The sequence below is a fragment of the Actinokineospora fastidiosa genome (assembly GCF_014648415.1).
Classification (GTDB): Bacteria; Actinomycetota; Actinomycetes; order Mycobacteriales; family Pseudonocardiaceae; genus Actinokineospora; species Actinokineospora fastidiosa.
On the sequence record NZ_BMRB01000001.1, the window covers coordinates 1,411,969 to 1,431,781 of the forward strand.

At 73.2% G+C, this 19,813-nt stretch carries 22 protein-coding genes; 17 read left to right on the plus strand and 5 right to left on the minus strand.

Annotated features, from left to right (window positions below; translation table 11 throughout):
* Both IEY98_RS06735 and IEY98_RS06740 read right to left on the minus strand, forming a co-directional pair.
* On the minus strand, positions 1-801 hold the full coding sequence (locus tag IEY98_RS06735) for a class I SAM-dependent methyltransferase (RefSeq protein WP_189209357.1): 801 nt from the start codon (positions 799-801) through the stop codon (positions 1-3).
* Positions 802-803: 2 nt separating this feature from the next.
* Complete coding sequence (locus tag IEY98_RS06740) at positions 804-1,289, minus strand: DUF2505 domain-containing protein (protein WP_189209358.1); 486 nt, start codon at positions 1,287-1,289, stop codon at positions 804-806.
* A gap of 25 nt (positions 1,290-1,314) precedes the next feature.
* Between IEY98_RS06740 and IEY98_RS06745 the strand changes: the two genes are divergently transcribed.
* A complete protein-coding gene (locus tag IEY98_RS06745) occupies positions 1,315-2,406 on the plus strand; it encodes a UDP-N-acetylmuramate dehydrogenase (RefSeq protein WP_229786646.1) in 1,092 nt (363 codons plus the stop codon).
* Here IEY98_RS06745 and IEY98_RS06750 read toward each other — a convergent pair.
* Positions 2,403-3,134 carry an SDR family NAD(P)-dependent oxidoreductase gene (locus IEY98_RS06750; RefSeq protein ID WP_189209360.1) on the minus strand — a complete coding sequence of 244 codons (732 nt, stop codon included), beginning with the start codon at positions 3,132-3,134 and terminating at the stop codon, positions 2,403-2,405. The two genes, IEY98_RS06745 and IEY98_RS06750, sit on opposite strands and share 4 nt — an antisense overlap.
* Before the next feature lie 71 nt (positions 3,135-3,205).
* Here IEY98_RS06750 and IEY98_RS06755 point away from each other — a divergent pair, with 71 nt between their 5' ends.
* The 16 genes from IEY98_RS06755 (at position 3,206) to IEY98_RS06830 (ending at position 17,981) form a co-directional block, all read left to right on the plus strand.
* Positions 3,206-4,360 carry a L,D-transpeptidase gene (locus IEY98_RS06755; RefSeq protein WP_194510804.1) on the plus strand — a complete coding sequence of 385 codons (1,155 nt, stop codon included), beginning with the start codon at positions 3,206-3,208 and terminating at the stop codon, positions 4,358-4,360.
* A 409-nt stretch (positions 4,361-4,769) separates the two neighbouring features.
* Entirely contained in the window at positions 4,770-5,183 is a 414-nt protein-coding gene (locus tag IEY98_RS06760) for a hypothetical protein (RefSeq protein ID WP_189209361.1), read from the plus strand.
* Between the two features lie 126 nt (positions 5,184-5,309).
* The gene (mshA, locus tag IEY98_RS06765) at positions 5,310-6,578 is read left to right on the plus strand and encodes a D-inositol-3-phosphate glycosyltransferase (protein WP_189209362.1); all 1,269 of its coding nucleotides are present in this window, start codon (positions 5,310-5,312) and stop codon (positions 6,576-6,578) included.
* Positions 6,575-7,072 carry a type III secretion system chaperone family protein gene (locus IEY98_RS06770; protein ID WP_189209363.1) on the plus strand — a complete coding sequence of 166 codons (498 nt, stop codon included), beginning with the start codon at positions 6,575-6,577 and terminating at the stop codon, positions 7,070-7,072. The genes mshA and IEY98_RS06770 overlap by 4 nt, the downstream gene beginning before the upstream one ends.
* 67 nt (positions 7,073-7,139) lie before the next feature.
* A complete protein-coding gene (locus IEY98_RS06775; RefSeq protein WP_189209364.1) occupies positions 7,140-8,024 on the plus strand; it encodes a DUF4349 domain-containing protein in 885 nt (294 codons plus the stop codon).
* 504 nt (positions 8,025-8,528) lie between these two features.
* On the plus strand, positions 8,529-9,275 hold the full coding sequence (locus tag IEY98_RS06780) for a phosphoglyceromutase (RefSeq protein ID WP_189209365.1): 747 nt from the start codon (positions 8,529-8,531) through the stop codon (positions 9,273-9,275).
* 170 nt (positions 9,276-9,445) lie between these two features.
* Positions 9,446-10,681, plus strand: coding sequence for a sensor histidine kinase (locus IEY98_RS06785; protein ID WP_189209366.1), 1,236 nt, complete (start codon positions 9,446-9,448; stop codon positions 10,679-10,681).
* Positions 10,678-11,364, plus strand: coding sequence for a response regulator (locus IEY98_RS06790; protein WP_189209367.1), 687 nt, complete (start codon positions 10,678-10,680; stop codon positions 11,362-11,364). The genes IEY98_RS06785 and IEY98_RS06790 overlap by 4 nt, the downstream gene beginning before the upstream one ends.
* Positions 11,364-12,296 (plus strand): Ppx/GppA phosphatase family protein, encoded by a 933-nt coding sequence (locus IEY98_RS06795; protein ID WP_189209368.1) that lies wholly within the window; start codon positions 11,364-11,366, stop codon positions 12,294-12,296. Before IEY98_RS06790 ends, IEY98_RS06795 begins: the two co-directional genes overlap by 1 nt.
* 115 nt (positions 12,297-12,411) lie before the next feature.
* Positions 12,412-13,851 carry an Rv0497 family membrane protein gene (locus IEY98_RS06800; protein WP_189209369.1) on the plus strand — a complete coding sequence of 480 codons (1,440 nt, stop codon included), beginning with the start codon at positions 12,412-12,414 and terminating at the stop codon, positions 13,849-13,851.
* Entirely contained in the window at positions 13,848-14,648 is an 801-nt protein-coding gene (locus IEY98_RS06805) for a sugar phosphate isomerase/epimerase family protein (protein ID WP_189209370.1), read from the plus strand. Before IEY98_RS06800 ends, IEY98_RS06805 begins: the two co-directional genes overlap by 4 nt.
* A 41-nt stretch (positions 14,649-14,689) precedes the next feature.
* A complete protein-coding gene (locus tag IEY98_RS06810; protein ID WP_189209371.1) occupies positions 14,690-15,616 on the plus strand; it encodes a proline dehydrogenase family protein in 927 nt (308 codons plus the stop codon).
* Positions 15,617-15,675: 59 nt separating this feature from the next.
* Positions 15,676-16,530, plus strand: a complete 855-nt coding sequence (locus IEY98_RS06815) for a thioesterase family protein (protein WP_189209372.1) — start codon at positions 15,676-15,678, stop codon at positions 16,528-16,530.
* A gap of 50 nt (positions 16,531-16,580) precedes the next feature.
* A complete protein-coding gene (proC, locus tag IEY98_RS06820) occupies positions 16,581-17,393 on the plus strand; it encodes a pyrroline-5-carboxylate reductase (protein WP_189209373.1) in 813 nt (270 codons plus the stop codon).
* Between the two features lie 149 nt (positions 17,394-17,542).
* Positions 17,543-17,752, plus strand: a complete 210-nt coding sequence (locus IEY98_RS06825; RefSeq protein ID WP_189209374.1) for a helix-turn-helix domain-containing protein — start codon at positions 17,543-17,545, stop codon at positions 17,750-17,752.
* 127 nt (positions 17,753-17,879) lie between these two features.
* Complete coding sequence (locus IEY98_RS06830; protein ID WP_018684825.1) at positions 17,880-17,981, plus strand: 30S ribosomal protein bS22; 102 nt, start codon at positions 17,880-17,882, stop codon at positions 17,979-17,981.
* Between the two features lie 587 nt (positions 17,982-18,568).
* Here the strand turns inward: IEY98_RS06830 and IEY98_RS06835 are convergent.
* Together IEY98_RS06835 and IEY98_RS06840 are read right to left on the minus strand one after the other, a co-directional pair.
* Entirely contained in the window at positions 18,569-18,829 is a 261-nt protein-coding gene (locus tag IEY98_RS06835; protein WP_189209375.1) for a hypothetical protein, read from the minus strand.
* Positions 18,829-19,722, minus strand: coding sequence for an HAD family hydrolase (locus IEY98_RS06840; protein WP_189209376.1), 894 nt, complete (start codon positions 19,720-19,722; stop codon positions 18,829-18,831). The genes IEY98_RS06835 and IEY98_RS06840 overlap by 1 nt, the downstream gene beginning before the upstream one ends.
* Positions 19,723-19,813 lie beyond the last annotated feature (91 nt).

Consider the following 19,813-nt stretch of genomic DNA (forward strand, 5'->3'; position numbering starts at 1 on the left):
TCAGACCTCCCAACGTCCGACCTCTGCGGGCGCGACGGTCTCCCACGGCACCGTCAGCTCGCCGAGCCGCCAGCGCTTCCTGGTGTCGAGCACCGGCCAGGACCCGGCGAACTCGGCGACCGCCTCGACCCAGCGAGCGCGCGGCCCGAAGGGCGCGAACGGGGCCGCGTTGTCCCAGCAGGAGTCCAGAGTGGACAACATCGCGTGGACGCGCTCGCCGGGGACGTTGCGGTGGATGAGCGCCTTGGGCAGGCGCTCGGCGAGGTCCGACGGGCGGTCGATGTCGGCGGGCAGGCAGGAGAGGGTGAACGTGCGCGGCCCCTCCTCGGTGAGGCCCACCCAGCAGCAGCGGCGGCCGATCTCGTCGCAGGTGCCCTCCACCAGCAGCCCGCCGGGGGCCAGGCGGCCGACGATCGTCCGCCACGCGTCCAGCGCCTCGGCCTCGGTGTACTGGCGCAGGACGTTGAACGCGCGGACGAGGTCGGGGCGCAGCCCGGCCAGCTCGAACCCGCCTCTGCGGAAGTCCAGTCGGGGCGGGTCGGCGGCGGGCTTGGCCGCGGCGACCCGCTCCGGGTCGATCTCCAGGCCGACGACACGCGCGGACGGGAGCCGGTGGGCCAGTTCCACGGTGGTGACCGGGGTGGCGCCGTACCCGAGGTCGACCACCAGCGCGTCCGACCGCAGCGGCAGCGTCGCCAGCCAGCGGTCGACGCGGCGCAGGCGGTTGGGGTTGGTGGTGCCTCGGGTCGGGCAGCCCAGCGCGCGGGCCCGGCCCGCGGCCAGCCGGGGGGTGCGGGCCATAGTCAGCGCGTGGCCAGCCAGTCGGCGGTGAACGCCGTCTCCGCGGCCAGCAGCCTGCCGACCTGCTCGGCGATCACCTTCTCGATCTTGCCGCCGACCAGCGGGATCTTGACCTGCACCCGGCCGTCGGTGCGCCAGGTGCAGCCGGATGCGGTGTCGGTCAGCGTGTAGGCGGCGGTGATCTCGCCGGGGACGCCGGTCACCCGCGCCGTCGTCGTGCCCGCCGCGTCGTCCCAGGTCTCCGTGCGCTCGACCACGAGATCGCCGCGGAAGACCGACTTGGTGAACGAGGGCAGCCGGTCGGCGGGGACCGTCTGCCGCAGCCGGTAGGTGACGGTCCCGCCGCGGACGCCGTGGTCGACCAGCTCCGCCCCCGGCCCGCCGATCTCGGCGAGCCGGTCGCGCAGGTACTCGGTGCTCACCAGCGCGGCGCGCACCCGGGACGCGGGCGCGGCGAGGTCGGCGCGGTGCTCGATGCGGCTGGCCATGTGCGGGAGGTTACCGTTGGTGCCCGTGACCAGCCTTCCCCTCAGGCCCGAGCCGCGCACCGGCGTGCCGCTCAGCGGGTACACGACCCTCCGGCTCGGCGGCCCGGCCGCCGCGTTCGTCGCCGCGGCCACGGCCGACGACGTGGTCGACGCCGTGCGCGCGGTCGACGCGGCGGGCGGCCCGCTGCTGGTCCTCGGCGGCGGCTCCAACCTGGTCGTCGGCGACCTCGGCTTCGCGGGCACGGTGGTGCGCCTGGAACACCGCGGCAGCAAGATCGACACCGCCGAGCCCGGCCGCGTCCGGCTGACCGTCGAGGCGGGCGAGGACTGGGACACCGTCGTGGCGGGCACCGTCGAGGCGGGTCTCGGCGGCCTGGAGTGCCTCTCCGGCATCCCCGGACTCGTCGGCGCGACCCCGGTGCAGAACGTCGGCGCCTACGGCGTCGAGGTGGCGCAGGTCCTGGAGTCGGTGGACGTCTACGACCGCGACTCCGGCGAGATCCGCACCTACGGCGTGGACGACCTCGGCCTCGGCTACCGGACCAGCGTGCTCAAGGGCAGCGACCGCGCGATCGTGCTGCGCGTCCGCTTCCTGCTCACCGACGACGGGCAGTCCGCCCCGATCCGCTACACCGAACTGGCCAGGGCGCTCGGCGTGCGCCAGGACCAGCGGGTGCCGGTGGCCGCCGCCCGCGCTGCGGTGCTGGAGCTGCGCCGGGGCAAGGGGATGGTCCTGGACGCCGCCGACCACGACACCTGGTCGGCGGGCTCGTTCTTCACCAACCCCATCGTGCCCTCCGCCGACATCGACTCCGTGCTGGCGCGCATCGCCGAGCGGGTCGGGCCGGACGTCACGGTCCCGTGCTACCCGGCGGGCCCGGACGCGGCCAAGCTGTCGGCGGCGTGGCTGATCGAGCGGGCCGGGTTCGCCCGCGGCTACCCGGGCCCGGGCAACCGGGTCGGGCTGTCGTCCAAGCACACCCTGGCGCTGACCAACCGGGGCGGCGCCACGACGGCGGACCTGCTGGCGCTGGCCGCGGAGGTCAGGACCGGGGTGCTGGACGCGTTCGGCGTCGAGCTGCACGCCGAGCCCGTGCTGGTGAACTGCTCGATCTAGGCGCGGTGCGCGCGTGTCGCCGACGCCTGGGCGCGCGGCTTCATCACGATCTGGTCCAGGTTCACGTGCGCGGGGCGGGTCACCGCGAAGGCGATGACGTCGGCCACATCGTCGGCCGTCAACGGGTCCAGGCCCTGGTACACCGCCTCGGCCCGCGCGGCGTCGCCGTCGAACCGGTTGATCGAGAAGTCGGTCTCGACCATGCCCGGCAGCACCTCGGTGAAGCGCACCGGCTGACCGAGGTACTCCCCGCGCAGCGTGCGGTGCAGCGCGGACTGCGCGTGCTTTGCCGCTGTGTAGCCGGAACCGCCGTCGTAGACCTCGTAGGCCGCGATCGACGTGACGGTCACCACATGCCCGTCGCCGGAGGCGATCAGCTTGGGCATCAGCGCCTTCGTCATCCGCAGCGTGCCCAGGACGTTCGCGTCGAACATCCATTGCCAGCGCGCCTCGTCGGCGTCGGCGACGCGGTCGAGGCCGCGCGCGCCACCGGCGTTGTTCACCAGGACGTGGCACTCTGGAACCTGATCGGCGAACGCCTCGACCGACGCGGGGTCGGTCACGTCGAGGACGACGGCCCGTCCGCCGATCGCCGAGGCGATCTCGGCCAGCGGTTCGGCCCGCCGGGCGCCCAGCACGACGGCGTAGCCTGCTTCGGCGAGGTGGCGGGCGGTGGCCGCGCCGATCCCGGCGCTCGCCCCGGTCACAACGGCAGTGCGCTTGTTCACAAGCCCGATCCTGCCGCAACCGGCCGCGCGCTCACACGTCTTGCGAAGAGCGACACATATGAGGAGGAACAGTGCCACGACAGACCCTGTTGGGAGCCTTGCTGCTCGCACTGGTGCTGCTGACGGCCTGTACCTCGCAAACCACCGGTGACGCGGTCGCGCCCCAGGCCGACATCCCGCCGGTGGCGAAGATCACCGCGACGCCCGCCGACGCCGCCGAGGACGTCCCGGTCACCGAGCCGGTCAGGATCGCCGTCGCCGAGGGCGCGCTCGACAGCGTCGAGCTGACCAACCCCGATGGCAAGCCCGTCGACGGCGAACTGGCCGAGGACAAGGCGAGCTGGTCGACCACCGAGGTCCTGGGCTACGGCAAGGAATACACCTACACCGCGGCGGCCACCGGCACCGACGGCAAGAAGGTCGAGCTGACCGGCTCCTTCACCACGGTCAAGCCCAAGAGCACCCCGCGCGCCACGATCAACCCGATCGACGACGCGGTGGTGGGCGTGGGGATGCCGATCAGCATCAAGTTCCCCGAGGGACCGGTGAAGGACAAGGCGGCCGTCGAGCGGGCGCTCAAGGTCGAGACTTCGGTCCCGGTGGAGGGGTCCTGGGGGTGGCTGCACGACCAGCAGGTCGACTGGCGGCCCAAGGAGTACTGGCCCGCGCACACCGAGGTGAAGGTCACCGCCAAGCTCTACGGCCTGGCCTACGGCGGCGGCGCGTACGGCAAGTCGGACCTCAGCACCGCGTTCACCATCGGCCGCAACCAGGTCGTCAAGGTCCACACCCCCGACCACCGCATGGACGTCTACCGCGACGGCAAGCTGCACGCGAGCTACCCGGCCAGCAACGGCAAGGACCACGACCCGAACCTGAACACGCCCAACGGCACGATGATCGTCATGGCGAAGGAGCCGGTGGGCAACTTCTCCAACCCGCGCTACGGCTACACCGACGTCGAGAAGAAGTGGGCCGTGCGCTTCTCCAACCACGGCGAGTTCATCCACGAGAACGAGGAGAACCGCGCCAACATCGGCAAGCGGAACACCTCGCACGGCTGCGTGAACCTCTTCGAGGCCGACGCCAAGGCCTACTTCGACAGCGCGATCATCGGCGACCCGGTCGAGGTGACCGGCTCCAAGGCCGACATGCCCACGAGTTCGGACGTCAACGACTGGCTGTTCTCGTGGGCGCAGTGGCAGTCGATGTCGGCGCTACGGTGAGCCGCGCCCCGGATGGCCCCGGGGCCGACCACGAGCGGGGGAGAACGGCATGACGGCACCGAACGGACCCAACCCGCCGGGCTGGCAGGGCGGACCGCCCCACCAGCCACCAGCCGGGCAGCACCAGCCACCAGCCGGGCAGCAGCAACCCCATCCCAGCGGTCCGTATCACCCGGCCGCACCGCAGCAGGCAGCAGGCGGGCCGCACCAGCCCTATCCCGGCGGGCCGCATCAGCAGCCGAATGCCGGACCGCAGCAGCCGCTGGCCGCCGGGCAGCACCAGCCGCCTCCGGGGGCGTATCAGCAGTCGCCTGGCGGGGCGTACCAGTTCGGTCCGCCTCCGCCGCCGGGCGCGGGCGTTCCCGGAGCGCCGCCGCGTCGGCGCAGGACCGGGCTGATCGTCGCCATCGTGGCCGTGGTGCTGGTGGCCGCCGGGGTGGCCGGGTTCCTGATCTTCGGGGAGAAGCCGTCGCCGACGACGCCGCCGCCGACCGTGCCCACCGACACCGCGCGCCCCTCGCCGCGGCCGGACACCACCGAGCCGCCGCTCGGTCCCGACCAGGTGGCCGCCGCGCGCGAGCACGCGGAGAAGTTCGTCGCCGCGATCAACGCCAAGGACGAGGCGGCGGCGACCGCCCTGACCTGCGAGAAGCAGCGTCCGGGCGGGGTCTACCTGACCGCGGTCGAGCACGCCCCGGTGCGGCTGGCCGAGAAGCCGCGCCTGGTGGACGTGGAGCGGGCCGTGTTCGACGTCGAGGTCGAGCCGGGGCGGCTGTTCGCCCTGGAGGTCGTCGGGCCCGAGACCTGGTGCGTCTTCACGTGAGGTGTGACGAAGAGCACTAAAAGCCGGTCGGTCGGGAATTCCCGTCGGCGCGGGGCGTTGCACCGGCGGGGCGGCCGCGACCGCGCGGTCCACCGGAAGGGGTGAACCGGGGTGACTCCCAGGCGCATGCCGCGACGGGTCGCGGTGCTGTCCGTGCACACCTCGCCGCTGGAGCAGCCGGGCACCGGCGACGCGGGCGGCATGAACGTCTACATCGCCGAGACCGCCGCCCGGATGGCCGCGCGGGGCACGGCCGTGGAGGTGTTCACCAGGGCGACGTCGTCCGACCTGCCCCCGGTGGCCGAGCTGGCCCCCGGCGTGCTGGTCCGGCACGTGGCCGCGGGCCCCTTCGAGCCGATGGAGCGCGCGGAGCTGCCCGGCCAGCTGTGCGCGTTCACCGCGGGCGTGCTGCGCGCCGAGGCCCGCCACGAGCCCGGCTTCTACGACGTCGTGCACTCCCACTACTGGCTCTCCGGCCAGGTCGGCTGGCTGGCCCGCGACCGCTGGGGCGTGCCGCTGGTGCACACCGCGCACACCCTGGCCAAGGTCAAGAACGCCGCGCTCGCCGACGGCGACACCCCCGAGCCGCGCGGGCGGGTGATCGGCGAGCAGCAGGTGGTCGACGAGGCCGACCGGCTCATCGCCAACACCGCCGTCGAGGCCCGCCAGCTGCTCGACCTCTACGCCGCCGACCCCGCCAAGGTCGACACCGTCTCCCCGGGCGTCGACCTCGACCGCTTCCGCCCTGGCGACCGCGATGCCGACCGCGCAGCGCTCGGCATCGCCCCCGGCGCGTTCGTGCTGGCCTTCGTCGGGCGCATCCAGCCGCTGAAGGCCCCGGACGTGCTGCTGCGCGCCGCCGCCGAACTGATCGCCTGCGGCGCCGTGCGCCGTGAGGACCTGGTCGTCCTCGTGGTCGGCGGGCCGTCCGGCACCGGCCTGGAACAGCCGACCGCCCTGCGCCAGCTGGCCGCGGGCCTGGGCATCGACGACGTCGTGGTGTTCCTGCCCCCGCAGGGCGGGGACGCGCTGGCGCGGATCTACCGGGCCGCCGACGTCGTCGCCGTGCCCAGCCACAGCGAGAGCTTCGGCCTGGTCGCCGTGGAGGCCCAGGCGTGCGGCACGCCGGTGGTGGCCGCCGCGGTCGGCGGGCTGCCGGTCGCCGTGGCCGACGGCGTCTCCGGCCTGCTCGTCCACGGGCACCGCACCGCCGACTGGGCAGCCGCACTCGGCTCGCTGGCCCCGCCGCGCGCCCGGGCTGCGCTGGCCCACGGCGCCGTGCGCCACGCCCGTCAGTTCTCCTGGGACCGGACCACCGACGCGCTGCTGCACGCCTACGCGATGGCGGACCAGGCTCTGCGCCACTCCCTGGCCCGTGCTGAAGTTGCGGTGTGACCGATCTCGACGCCCTGATCCGCACCACCCTCGACGAGCGCGAGCTCGCCTACGACAGCCCCGAGCCCGGCCGGTACCTGGTGACGCTGCCGGGCACCCGCAAGCAGCAGACGAACTGCTGGCTGATCGTCACCAAGCACGCGCTGCTGGTCGAGGCGTTCGTCTGCCGCCAGCCCGATGAGGCGCACGAGGACGTCTACCGCTTCCTGCTGCGCCGCAACGCCAAGCTCTACGGCGTCGCCTACACCGTGGACAAGGCGGGCGACATCCACCTCGTCGGGCGCACGGCGCTGGAGTCGGTGACCGCCGAGGAGCTCGACCGGCTGCTCGGCCAGGTCCTGGAGGCCGCCGACGGCGACTTCAACACCCTGCTGGAGATCGGCTTCGCCACCGCCATCCGCCGCGAGTACGACTGGCGCGTCTCGCGCGGGGAGTCGCTGGCGAACCTGCGGGCCTTCGAGCACCTGCTCAAGCCCACCGAGTCCGAGTCGTAACCGGCAAACGGCAACGCGGGGTCCACCGGGGTCCGTCTGTGGTCTGACACCACAGGAGGGGACACCGATGACCAGGAACCGGCTGTTAGCCGTGCTGCTGCTCGCCGCCGTCGGCGTGGCGGGCTGCACTGCGTCCGACTCGTCCGGCTCGGCCGCCTACGCGCCGTCGGCGCCGACCCAGGCCGAGGACAGCCGCTCCGACGGCGGCTCGGGGGCGGGGGCCGACGAGGAGGCCAAGGCCGAGGCGCCCCAGATCGACCAGCCCGGGGTCGAGCGCAAGCTGATCCGCACGGCGTCGGTGAGCGTCACCGTGCCCGTGCTGTCGGACGCCGTCGCGCGCGCCCGCCAGCTCGTGGCGGGCGTCGGCGGCTACACCGGCGACCAGGAGCACAGCGGCAACCACGCCACGATGACCCTGCACGTGCCGTCGGACCACCTCGACCGGGTCGTGACCCAGGTGTCCGAGCTGGGGACGGTCACCCGCAGCGCGCAGACGGCGACGGACGTGACCGAGCAGCTGGTCGACGTCGAGAGCCGCATCGAGACCCAGCGGGCCAGCGTCGACCGGGTGCGCGCACTGCTCGCCAAGGCGACCACCATCGACGACATCGTGCGCATCGAGTCGGAGCTGACCCAGCGCGAGGCCGACCTGGAGTCGCTGCTGAAGCGGCGCGAGACGCTGTCGGGCCAGGTCGCGGTCTCCACCCTCACCCTCAGCCTGCGCGAGTCGAGCACGACGACCGTGCACGACGACGGCGATGAGGAAGGCATCGGCGAGGCGTTCCGCGACGGCTGGACGGCGTTCACCGACGTGATCGCGGCCATCGGGCGCGGGCTGGCCCGCTCGCTGCCGTTCCTCGTGGTGATCGCGGCCGTGTTGGCGGGCGTCTGGGTGCGGTGGGTGCGACCGCGCAGGCGGCGCGGGACCGTGGCGGCCGACGCTGCCGAGTGAGCCGGGAGGCGCGGGGCGGTTCGGCGAGGGGGAGTCGCGGCAGTGAACCGCCCCGCGGCGATCCCGGCCGGCCTGCGAGGCGGGGGGCACCCTGCAGACCGGGCGGGCGGTGCGGTCCGGCAGGGGAGTCGGACCGCACTGTGCCGCCTGCCGGGCCAGGGAGTGCGTGGGAGCCGGCCCGGTTGGCTGCGGCCCAACTTGTCAGACAGTGGACAACTGCACAAGGCCGCTGATTACCCCAAACGGGAAAATAGCTCTCCGTAGGTAACTATTCGGTCTCGAAAACCGGCGGTCGCGCATCTCTGGGTGGGCGGAGTCGTTCAGCCGCTACTCGTTAGTCGCTCGAAAGAGTGACTCCGAGTGGGGGCGAGTGCACTTTTCGGGGCCATTCGGCCCAATGGCGGCCGGTGAACGGCCCGGGTCGATGGCGGTGGTCGCCGGGAGTGGCGTTCGCCACTTCCGCGGCCGGTCGCTCTCGGTCGGCATCTGGCAGGCTTGGCTGCCATGGGAATCGGAACCCTGGTGCTGCTCCGCCACGGCGAGAGCACGTGGAACGCGAAGAACCTGTTCACCGGCTGGGTGGACGTGCCGCTGTCGGAGAAGGGCGTCGCCGAGGCCATCCGCGGCGGCGAACTGCTCACCGAGACCGGGGTGCTGCCCGACATCGTGCACACCTCGCTGCAGCGCCGCGCCATCTCCACGGCCTACTACGCCCTGGACGCGGCCGATCGGCACTGGATTCCGGTCAAGCGGGACTGGCGGCTCAACGAGCGGCACTACGGCGCGCTGCAGGGCAAGAACAAGAAGCAGACCCTGGAGGAGTTCGGCGAGGAGCAGTTCATGCTCTGGCGCCGCTCCTACGACACCCCACCGCCGCCGATCGAGCCCGGCGACGAGTACGCCCAGGACGGCGACCCCCGCTACGCCCACCTGGGTGACGCCCTGCCCAGGACCGAGTGCCTCAAGGACGTCGTGGCCCGGCTGATCCCGTACTGGGAGGCCGAGATCGTCCCCGACCTGCGCGCGGGCCGCACGGTCCTGGTCGCAGCGCACGGCAACTCGCTGCGCGCGCTGGTCAAGCACCTCGACGGCATCTCCGACGAGGCGATCAGCAAGCTGAACATCCCGACCGGCATCCCGCTGCGCTACGACCTCGACGAGGACCTGTCGCCGAAGGTCGCGGGCGGGGAGTACCTCGACCCCGCCGCCGCGGAGGCCGCCGCGGCCGCCGTCGCCAACCAGGGCCGCTGACCCCGCCGACGGGGACGGCGCGCGATGTTGCCGTTCCCGTCGGGTTAGGCCACGAATGGGTGAACACGACCTGTCCGATCGGGGAACAAGTGGCCCGTAGGTGTCAGCACAGTCACTGAAGCGCCAATCGGACTGGTCCAAACCCCGCACCACCTGCTTACGATCCCCCCGTGACCGCACCGGTCTGCCTCGCATTGTCGATCGGCGCACTGCTGATCGGCCTGTTCGCCGGTTTCTCGATCGCCCGCTCCCGGGCCCGCAACCCACGCAGGCCCCCCGGCCCGACCGTCTCCGAGCTGCTCGGCCGGATCGTCGAGGCCAGCCGGACGGGCGTGGTCGTGCTCAACCACTTCGGCGACGTCGTCATCCACAACCCGCGCGCCGAGGAGCTCGGCGTCGTGCGGTCCAACCAGGTCGACGCGCGCGCCCGCAAGGCCGCCGAGGTCGTCCGCGAGACCAACCAGCTCGTGGAGGTGGACCTCTCGCCGCTGGAGTCGCGCGGGGGCCGCACCCCCGAGGCCGTGCTCGGCGAGGTCCGCCCGCTCGGCGACGGGTTCACCGTCGTGGAGACCGACGACCAGTCCGAGGCCGTGCGGCTGGAGGCCACCCGGCGCGACTTCGTCGCCAACGTCAGCCACGAGCTCAAGACCCCGGTCGGCGCGATGGCGCTGCTGGCCGAGGCCGTGCTCGACGCCGTCGACGACCCCGACGAGGTCCGCCGGTTCACCACCAAGGTCCTGCACGAGGCCAACCGGCTCGGCAAGCTCGTCACCGAGCTGATCGCGCTGTCGCGGCTGCAGGGCGCCGAGCGGCTGCCCGAGATGCACGCCGTCGAGGTCGACGCGGTGGTCCGCGAGGCCCTGGGTCGGGCCCGGCTGGCCATGGACTCCACCGGCATCGACATCGCCACCGACGCCGAGTCCGGCCTGCTGGTCGACGGCGACCGGACCCTGCTGGTGACCGCGCTGTCCAACCTGCTCGACAACGCCCTCGCCTACTCCCCGCCGGGCAGCCCGGTGTCGGTGAGCAGGCAGCGGGTCGACGGGTTCGTCGAGATCTCGGTGACCGACCGCGGCATCGGCATCGCCGAGGACGAGCAGCAGCGCGTCTTCGAGCGGTTCTACCGGGTGGACAAGGCCCGGTCGCGGGCCACCGGCGGGACCGGCCTCGGGCTGGCCATCGTCAAGCACGTCGCCGCCAACCACGGCGGCGAGGTGACCCTGTGGAGCAAGCCCGGCCTCGGGTCGACCTTCACGCTGCGCATCCCCGCGCACCTCGACCCGCCGAGCCTGGAGCCCCGGGTCGAGCCCGTCCGTGCCGGGGCGGCGTCCTCGGCAGCAGTCCCGTCGAAGGCAGTTCCGTCACCTGCGGAAGGCCACGTCAACGACCATGGAGGAACGGCATGACGAGAGTGCTCATCGTCGAGGACGAGGAGTCCTTCGCCGACCCCCTGGCCTTCCTGCTGCGCAAGGAGGGCTTCACCGCGGCCGTCGCCGCGACCGGCCAGCAGGCGCTGGAGGAGTTCGACCGCAACGGTGCGGACATCGTGCTGCTCGACCTCATGCTGCCCGGCATGAGCGGCACCGACGTGTGCAAGGCCCTGCGCCAGCGCTCCACCGTCCCGGTGATCATGGTGACGGCCCGGGACAGCGAGATCGACAAGGTCGTCGGCCTCGAGCTGGGCGCGGACGACTACGTGACCAAGCCGTACTCCGCCCGCGAGCTGATCGCCCGCGTGCGCGCGGTGCTGCGCCGCGGCGGCGAGGCCGCGGCCGACGAGCTGCTGCCCCAGGTGCTCTCCGCGGGCCCGGTGCGCATGGACGTCGAGCGGCACGTGGTGACCGTCGACGGCGCCGAGGTCGCGCTGCCGCTGAAGGAGTTCGACCTGCTGGAGTACCTGCTGCGCAACGTGGGCCGGGTGCTCACCAGGGGCCAGCTCATCGACCGGGTGTGGGGCGCGGACTACGTGGGCGACACCAAGACCCTCGACGTCCACGTCAAGCGGCTGCGCTCGAAGATCGAGCCCGACCCGGCCTCGCCCAGGCACCTGGTGACCGTGCGCGGCCTCGGCTACAAGTTCGAGGCCTGATGCGCCTGGGCGTGCTCGACGTCGGCTCCAACACAGTCCACCTGCTCGTGGTGGACGCCCACCGCGGCGCGCACCCCACGCCCGCGCGCTCGGAGAAGACCGTGCTGCGGCTCGCCGAGCGGATCACCGGGAGCGGGGAGCTGTCGAAGGCGGGGGCGGACGAGCTGGTCCGCACGGTCGCCGCGGCCAAGGACTCGGCCGCGCGGCTCGGCTGCGCCGAGCTGATGGCGTTCGCCACCTCCGCGGTGCGCGAGGCGTCGAACTCCGCGGCCGTGCTGGAGCGCGTCGCCGCCGAGACCGGGGTCGAGCTGCGGGTGCTCTCCGGCGAGGACGAGGCCCGGCTGACCTTCCTCGCCGCCCGCCGCTGGTACGGGTGGTCGGCGGGCAACCTGCTGGTCCTCGACATCGGCGGCGGCTCGCTGGAGCTGGCCATCGGCCGGGACGAGGACCCGGACGCCGCTCTGTCGGTGCCGGTCGGCGCGGGCCGCGTGCGGCGCACCCGGTTCACCGCCAACCCGCCGCCGCGCGCGGAGATCGACGCCGCCGTGGAGTGGCTCGCCGAGCAGCTCGCCCCGGTGGCGGGGAAGCTGGCCAAGCACGGGGCGCCGGACCGGGTGGTGGGCACGTCCAAGACGTTCCGGACGCTGGCCCGGCTGACCGGGGCGGCGCCGTCGTCGGCAGGGCCGAGGGTGAGCCGGGTGCTCACCGCGGCCGGGCTGCGCCAGCTGCTCGCGTTCGTGTCCCGCATGTCCGCCGCTGACCTGGCCGAACTGGAGGGGGTGAGCCCATCACGGGCCCATCAGCTCGTCGCGGGCGCGCTTGTGGCGCAGGCCACGATGCGAGCGTTGTCACTCCCGGAGTTGGAAATCGGCCCGTGGGCGCTGCGCGAAGGCGTCATCCTGAGGCGGCTGGACCAGACGAACGGCGGATAGCAGACTGTCACCTCGGCATGGGCGGTGAAGTAGCGTTCGCCGCTGCCCGCGCGTGGCCGTCCGTTGGCCGTGCGCGCACTGGACGGATGGGCCCACACGGGGCACGGTGGAGTGGATGAGTCACGAAGGCGGGTCGGAGCGCACGCAGCAGCGCACCGTGGCCGAGCTGTTGGCCAAATACGGCAACAGCTCGGAAGGCGGCGCGCCCAGGCGGCGACGCCGCAGGCCGGACGACGTGTCGGATACCGCCCCCCAGGCGATCATCGAGCGCGTCATGTCCGACAGCGGCGAGCTGCCGGTCATCCGGGAGGACCAGGAGCCGCCCGCCCGCACGTCGCACCGCCAGGGCCGGGCGGGCCGCCGGGCCGCCCCGCCGCCCGCGCAGCCGCCCGCGCCGCAGCCGCCGCCCGCACAGCCGCAGCCGCCGTCGGCCGAGCAGCCGCCGCGCCGCGGCCCCCGGCACGACCCGCCCGAGCCGATGACCGAGCAGCTGCCCAGGGTGCCGCCGTCGGCGCGCCGCCGCAGGCAGCCCGACGAGCCCGCGGCCGAGGCCGCGCCGCGCCCGCTGCCCCCGGAGCGCCGCCCCGAGCCGCCCGCGCGCCCGGAGCCGCCCGCCGGGCCGCCGCGCCGCATCGCCGCGGCGCTGGAGGGCACCCAGCGGGCCATCCCCGCGCTCGACGACCTCGACGAGGAGCCGCAGGCCGACCTGCCGCCCAACGGCCGGGGCCCGTCGCTGCCCCGGCGCGCGCCGGGCACCTCGCGCATGCCGCAGCGGGCGCCCAAGCCGATCCCGCCGCAGCCCTCGCAGCCGCTGCCCAAGCCCAAGCAGCCGTCCCAGCCGCTGCCGAAGCCGCAGCCGTCGCAGCAGCCGCCCCTGCCGCAGCCCTCCCAGCAGCTCCCGCTGCCGCAGCCGTCGCAGCAGCTCCCGCTGCCCGCCCAGCCGCTCCCGGGCCCGCAGCCGTCGCAGCAGCTGGCCAAGCCGTTCCCGCAGCCGTCGCAGCAGCTGCCGAAGCCGCCAGCGCCGGTGCCGCCGATCGCGCAGCCGACCGAGGTCAACCGGCCCGTGCGGCCGGGGGACTTCCCCGGCGACTCCGCGCAGACCGAGATCGACCCGCAGGCCCCGCCGCCGGAGTTCCTCGAGGAGCACGACGCCTTCGACGACAAGGCCGCCCGCCGCTTCGACGGCTACACCGCCCACGACGACCTGGACTCCCCGGTCGAGGATGAGGAGCTGGACGGCTTCTCCGACCTCGACGGCCTCACCGAGGACGCCGAGCCCGACGAGGAGGTCTCGCCCGCCAAGGCGTGGCTGACGATGATCGGCCAGCTCGCGCTGGGCGTGGTGGGCGGCGCGGCGGTGTGGCTGGGCTTCAACTGGCTGTGGGGCTTCCAGCCGGTGGCGGCGCTGGTCCTCGCGGTGCTGGTCATCGCGGGGCTGGTGTTCATCGTCCGCAAGATCCGCCGCGCCGACGACCTCAACACCACGATCCTGGCCGTGCTGGTGGGGCTGGTCGTCACCGTCTCCCCGGCCGCGCTGCTGATCATCGGGCAGTGACGCCGATCCCGGTCGGGCTCTCGACCGCGTCCGTGTGGCCGCGGTCGGCGGCCACCGGGTTCACCACCGCGGCCGAGCTGGGCTACGACGGCGTCGAGGTCATGGTCTGGGCCGATCCGCTGAGCCAGGACGTGGCCGCGCTGCGCCGCCAGGTCGATCGCACCGGGGTGCCCGTGCTGGCCGTGCACGCGCCGTGCCTGCTGATCACCCAGCGGGTGTGGTCGCCGGACCCGGAGACGCGGCTGCGCCGGTCGGTGGAGGCCGCCCAGGAGCTGGGCGCGCGGACGGTCGTGGTGCACCCGCCGTTCCGCTGGCAGCGCCGCTACGCCGACGCCTTCCCGGACCTGGTGGCGTCGCTGGAGGACGCGACGGGGATCGCGGTCGCGGTCGAGAACATGTTTCCGGTGCGCAGGGGGCGCGCGGTCGTGTCGGCCTTCCGGCCGTCCACCGACCCCACCGTCGTCGGCCACCGGCACTACACGCTGGACCTGTCGCACACCGCCGCCGCTGGGGTGGACGCCGTCGGCCTGGCCGAGCGGATGGGCGCGGGCCTGACGCACCTGCACCTGGCGGACGGGACCGGGGTGGCCAAGGACGAGCACCTGGTGCCCGGGCGCGGCGCCCAGCCGTGCGCCCGCGTGCTCCAGACCCTGGCCGCGACGGGGTTCGGCGGGCAGGTCGTGCTGGAAGTGAACACCCGACGGGCCCGCACGGCGGCCGAACGGCTCAGGGATCTGGCCGAGGCGCTGCGCTTCGCCCGGGTCCATCTGGCCCATAAACGTAGGATGAACCCATAGGGGATCGGCAACCGGGAACGGGGTGGTCGTACCCTTCGCTCGTGAACCCCTTGCGTTCGATCATCCTGGCCGCCGCCAAGAACGGGGCCATCCGCAACGCGGTCGCCACCGCGCCCGTGAGCCGGGACGTTGTGCGCCGCTTCGTCGCGGGCGAGACCACCGCCGACGCCGTCGCCGTGACCCGGCGCCTCGTCGCCGACGGGCTCGCCGTCACCCTCGACTACCTGGGCGAGGACACGACCGACGCCGCACTGGCCGAGTACACCGTCCGCGCGTACGAGGACCTGCTCGCCCGGCTGCACGCCGAGGGCCTGAGCGACCGCGCCGAGGTCAGCGTCAAGCTCTCCGCCGTCGGCCAGCTCCTCGACGAGGACCTGGCGCTGGCCAACGCGCAGCGCGTCTGCCGCGCCGCCGAGGCGGCCGGGACCACGGTGACGCTGGACATGGAGGACCACACCACCACGGACTCCACCCTGCGCATCCTCCGCGAGCTGCGCGGCACGTGGCCGTGGGTGGGCGCGGTGCTCCAGTCGTACCTGCACCGGACCCTCGATGACGTCCAGGACCTCGCGTCGTCGGGCTCGCGGGTGCGGCTGTGCAAGGGCGCCTACGCCGAGCCGGAGACCGTCGCGTTCGCCGCGGGCCTGGAGACCGACCTCAGCTACGTCCGCTGCGTCAACGCCCTGCTGTCGGGCGACGGGTACCCCATGTTCGCCACGCACGACCCGCGCATGGTGCGGATCATCACCGAGCGCGCGGAGGCCCACGGCCGCAAGCCGGGGTCCTTCGAGTTCCAGATGCTGTACGGCATCCGCCCCGAGGAGCAGCTCCGTCTGGCGCAACTGGGCCACACCGTGCGGGTGTACGTGCCCTACGGCGGCGAGTGGTACGGCTACCTGATGCGGCGGCTGGCCGAGCGGCCCGCGAACATGATGTTCTTCCTGCGTGCGCTCGCCAGCCGGAACTGAGGTCGCTTTCGGCCCCTGCAAAGCCAAACCCGGCCACTGGGCGTGGCAGGCTGTGGCCCATGAGTAGTGCTGCTGGACCCGGCGACGTGCGGGTGGGCGGGCAGGCGCCCGCCGGAGGAGCGTTCGCCGCGGCGACCAGGGTGCGGGCGCTAGGGGACGGCACGTTCACCGCCGACCTGCCCGCGTCCTGGACGGTTGGGGGGCGTCCGCACGGCGGATTCCTGCTGGCCCTGATGGCCAGGGCGGCGGTGGCCGCGCACAGCGCGGGCGCGCCGCTGGTGGACCCGCTGTCGGTGAGCGCGCAGTTCCTGCGCCCGCCCGGCGTCGGCCCGGTCCTGCTGCGCACCGACGTGCGCAAGGCGGGCCGCCGCACCACCGTCGTCTCCGTCCACTTGGAACAGAGCGGCGGCCCGTGCGTCGAGGCGATGGTGACCACGGGCAGGCTCCCGCGCGAGCGGGCGGCCTGGAGCGACCTGCCGAACCAGCCGGCCGAGCCGCCCGGCAACGCGGTGGACCTGGCCACGCTGCCCTCGGCGTCGGTGTTCAAGCTGACCGCGGGCTGCGACGTCCGGCTGGACCCGAACGGCGCGGGCTTCCTGCACGGCCACGTCGGCGACCCGTTGCGCCTGCGCCTGTGGGCCCGGCCGAGGGGAGAGCACGCCGACCCGCTGTTCGCGCTGGTGGCCGGGGACATCTCGATGCCGGTCACGTTCAACCTGGGCAGGCTGGGCTGGTCGCCGACCGTGCAGCTGACCGCCCACCTGCGCTCGCGCCCCGCGCCGGGCTGGCTGCGCATCCAGGTCGAGTCCCGGGCCGTGCACGGCATGTGGTTCGACGCGGACGCGACCGTCGTCGACGCGACCGGCCGCCTGGTCTGCCAGGCCCGTCAGCTGGCGCTTTCGGCCATGGCGTGACCGCGGGACCGGCACGGCCCGGCGACGTGCCGTGCCATTAGCCTTACGCCATGACGACTGTGGCTGTGCTCGGCGCGGGAAAGATCGGCGAGGCCCTGCTCTCGGGTCTCCTGCACGCCGGGCGCAGCGCCGACGACCTGCTGTTCACCGAACGCCACGCCGAGCGCGCCGCCGAGCTGACCGCCACCTACGGCATCCGCTCGGCCGACGTGCCCACGGCGGCCAAGACGGCCGACGTGCTGGTGGTCGCCGTCAAGCCGCAGGACATCGACCCGCTGCTGGACGACCTGGCGGGCGTGGTGGGCCCGGAGACCCTCGTGGTGTCGCTCTGCGCGGGCCTGCCGACGGCCCTGTTCGAGCGCAGGCTGCCGCACGGCGTGCCGGTGGTGCGGGTCATGCCCAACACGCCGATGCTCGTCGGCGAGGCCATGAGCGCCATCTCGCCGGGCCGCCACGCCGGTCCCGAGCACCTGGCGATCGTGGAGGAGCTGCTGAGCGCGGTCGGCAAGGTCGCCAGGGTGCCGGAATCGCAGCAGGACGCGGTCACCGCGCTGTCGGGTTCCGGCCCGGCGTACTTCTTCTTCCTGGTCGAGGCCATGATCGACGCGGGCATCCTGCTCGGCCTGCCGCGCGCGGTCGCCGAGAAGCTCATCGTCCAGTCCGCCGTCGGCGCGGCCGCGATGCTGGCCGAGACCGGCGAGCACCCGGTGACCCTGCGCGAGGCCGTCACCTCGCCAGCGGGGACCACGATCATGGCCATCCGCGAGCTGGAGCGCCACGGCGTGCGCGCCGCCCTGCTCGCGGCCATCGAGGCCGCCCGCGACCGCTCCCGCGAGCTGGGCCAGCCCCACGACGCCGACTGACCCAACCGGCTGCAAGTTGCGGGTTTAGCGGCCCGCGGCGTCGCACTGGTCACAGGTGTCCCGCTACCCTCGGGAGAGCACGTGCGTGTCGAAACCGCCGGTGGGGAAGCCGACGGCGCGACGCGTGGTTAAGGACGCGGTGAACCATGATGTCTGCGAACAAGCGAGATCCGGCCATCGCGCCGGTCCAGTTCCTGACGGTGGCCGAGGTCGCCACGATGATGCGGGTCTCCAAGATGACCGTCTACCGCCTGGTCCACGGCGGCGAGCTCCCCGCGGTGCGGGTCGGCAAGTCGTTCCGGGTGCCGGAGAAGGCGGTCCACGACTACCTGGAGAAGGCCTACTTCGACGCCGGATGACGCCCGCCGAGGCCAACCGGGTACCCTGGACGTCCGTTGTGCCTGGTGTCTTGGCGCGCGTCGGTGACGTGCCCGCACCTTCAGCGCCCGGCACCCGTTCCACCCACGACGACAGCTAAGGACGCCCATGGGCTCAGTCATCAAGAAGCGCCGCAAGCGCATGTCGAAGAAGAAGCACCGCAAGCTGCTGCGCAAGACGCGTGTCCAGCGTCGCAAGCTGAAGAAGTAGGCAGTACAAGCAGTACACACCGCAGCGCCCGCCCCCCAGGGGACGGGCGCTGCGGCGTATTTGTCCAAAATAGGTTCAAACATGTTCAAAAGAAGCGCAGCCAACCGCCCACCCAACGCAAGTCGCCCCACTCAAATGTCCGATGGGGTGAACCCGCATTCGTGGGGAGAAAAGCGGTGCTACCCTTTCTCGGCGCGGACGGCTTCGCCGCTCCGCCCCTAATCCGCGCCGCGCCGCTTTTCTTAGGGGCCCCGCGAATGCGGGTTCACCCCATCGGACGCCCAAGAATCACATCGCGCTATCTTGGGGTCTGGCGCGCCCCAGGCGCACACCTTGGCAGGAGCAAGGCGTCGTAGGGCGGCAGGCGGGGGCGTGGGTGGTTCGCGAGTTGCTTTGGTGGTGTCCGATGGAGTGAACTCGCATTCGCGGGGCCCCTAAGCGAAGCGGCGCGGGCGTGAACAAAGGGCGGAGCGGCGAAGCCGTCCACGCCCGAGCGAGGGTAGCACCGCTTCGCTCCCCACGAATGCGAGTCCACTCCATCGGACAGAAGCGTCACGCGTGTTGCGTGTGTGGGTGGTTGCGTTGCTTTACAGGGTTTGTAAGCGAAGATTGCGTAGGCCGCGGATAACTGTGGTTGGGCGCCACCTCGGCTCGTGCGTGGAGACCACCGCCATGCCTGCCCGGCTGCGGTACACGGCGGGGCCCGAGCGCAGGTCCGCGTACGTCCGGTACGGGTCGGCGCGCCACGGGGGCGCGGTGAGGCGGGTCAGTCGGTCGCCGCTGACGGCCAGGCCCCAGGTGACGGCTCGGTAGAACGCCAGCCGGGACGCCAGCGCCGCCTGGTTCATCAGGCCGTCCGCCGCCGGTACGCCAGGCCCGCGGCCACCGCGCCCGCCACCGCCCCGGCGCCGAGGACCGACGGGACGCCGATCTTCGCCGCCTTGCGGCCGGTGCGGAAGTCGCGGATCTCCCAGCCGCGTTTGCGGGCGGCGTCGCGCAGCGCGCCGTCGGGGTTGACCGCGACGGCCGTGCCGACGACCGACAGCATCGGCACGTCGTTGGCCGAGTCGGAGTAGGCCGTGCAGCGGCGCAGGTCCAGCCCCTCCCGCGCGGCCAGGGAGCGGACCGCGTGGGCCTTCGCCGGGCCGTGCAGCATCTCGCCGACGAGCTTGCCGGTGAAGACGCCGTCGACGCTCTCGGCGACGGTGCCCAGCGCGCCGGTCAGGCCGAGGCGGCGGGCGATGATCGTGGCCAGCTCGACCGGGGTCGCGGTGACCAGCCAGACCCGCTGGCCCGCGTCGAGGTGCATCTGGGCCAGCGCCCGGGTGCCCGGCCAGATCCGGTCGGCCATGAGCTCGTCGTAGATCTCCTCGCCGAGCTCGGCCAGCTCGGCCACCGAGTGTCCGGCCACAAAGGACAGCGCCTGCTCGCGGTGGTTGCGGATGCCCTCGACGCTCTCCTTGCCGCCGACCCGGAACATCATCTGCTGCCAGGCGAAGCGGGCGAGGTCGGCGTTGGTGAAGAACTTGCGCGCGGCCAGGCCGCGGGCGAAGTGGAAGATCGACGCGCCCATCATCATGGTGTTGTCGACGTCGAAGAACGCGGCGGCGGTGAGGTCGATCGGGGTGTCGACGGTGTCGACCCGCTCCAGCGAGACCGCCGCCTCCGCGCTGGCCTGGCCCGCCTCCTCGGCCAGCCGCGCCAGCTCCCGGCGTTCCTCCCCACGCCTCAGCGACGACACCGCGGCCTCCCTGCTCCGGCGAGTTCCCAAGACTCGGCAATTGGAAACAGCGTAGCGATTCGGCAGGCAGGCCCGCTGGGGAAGTGGACCG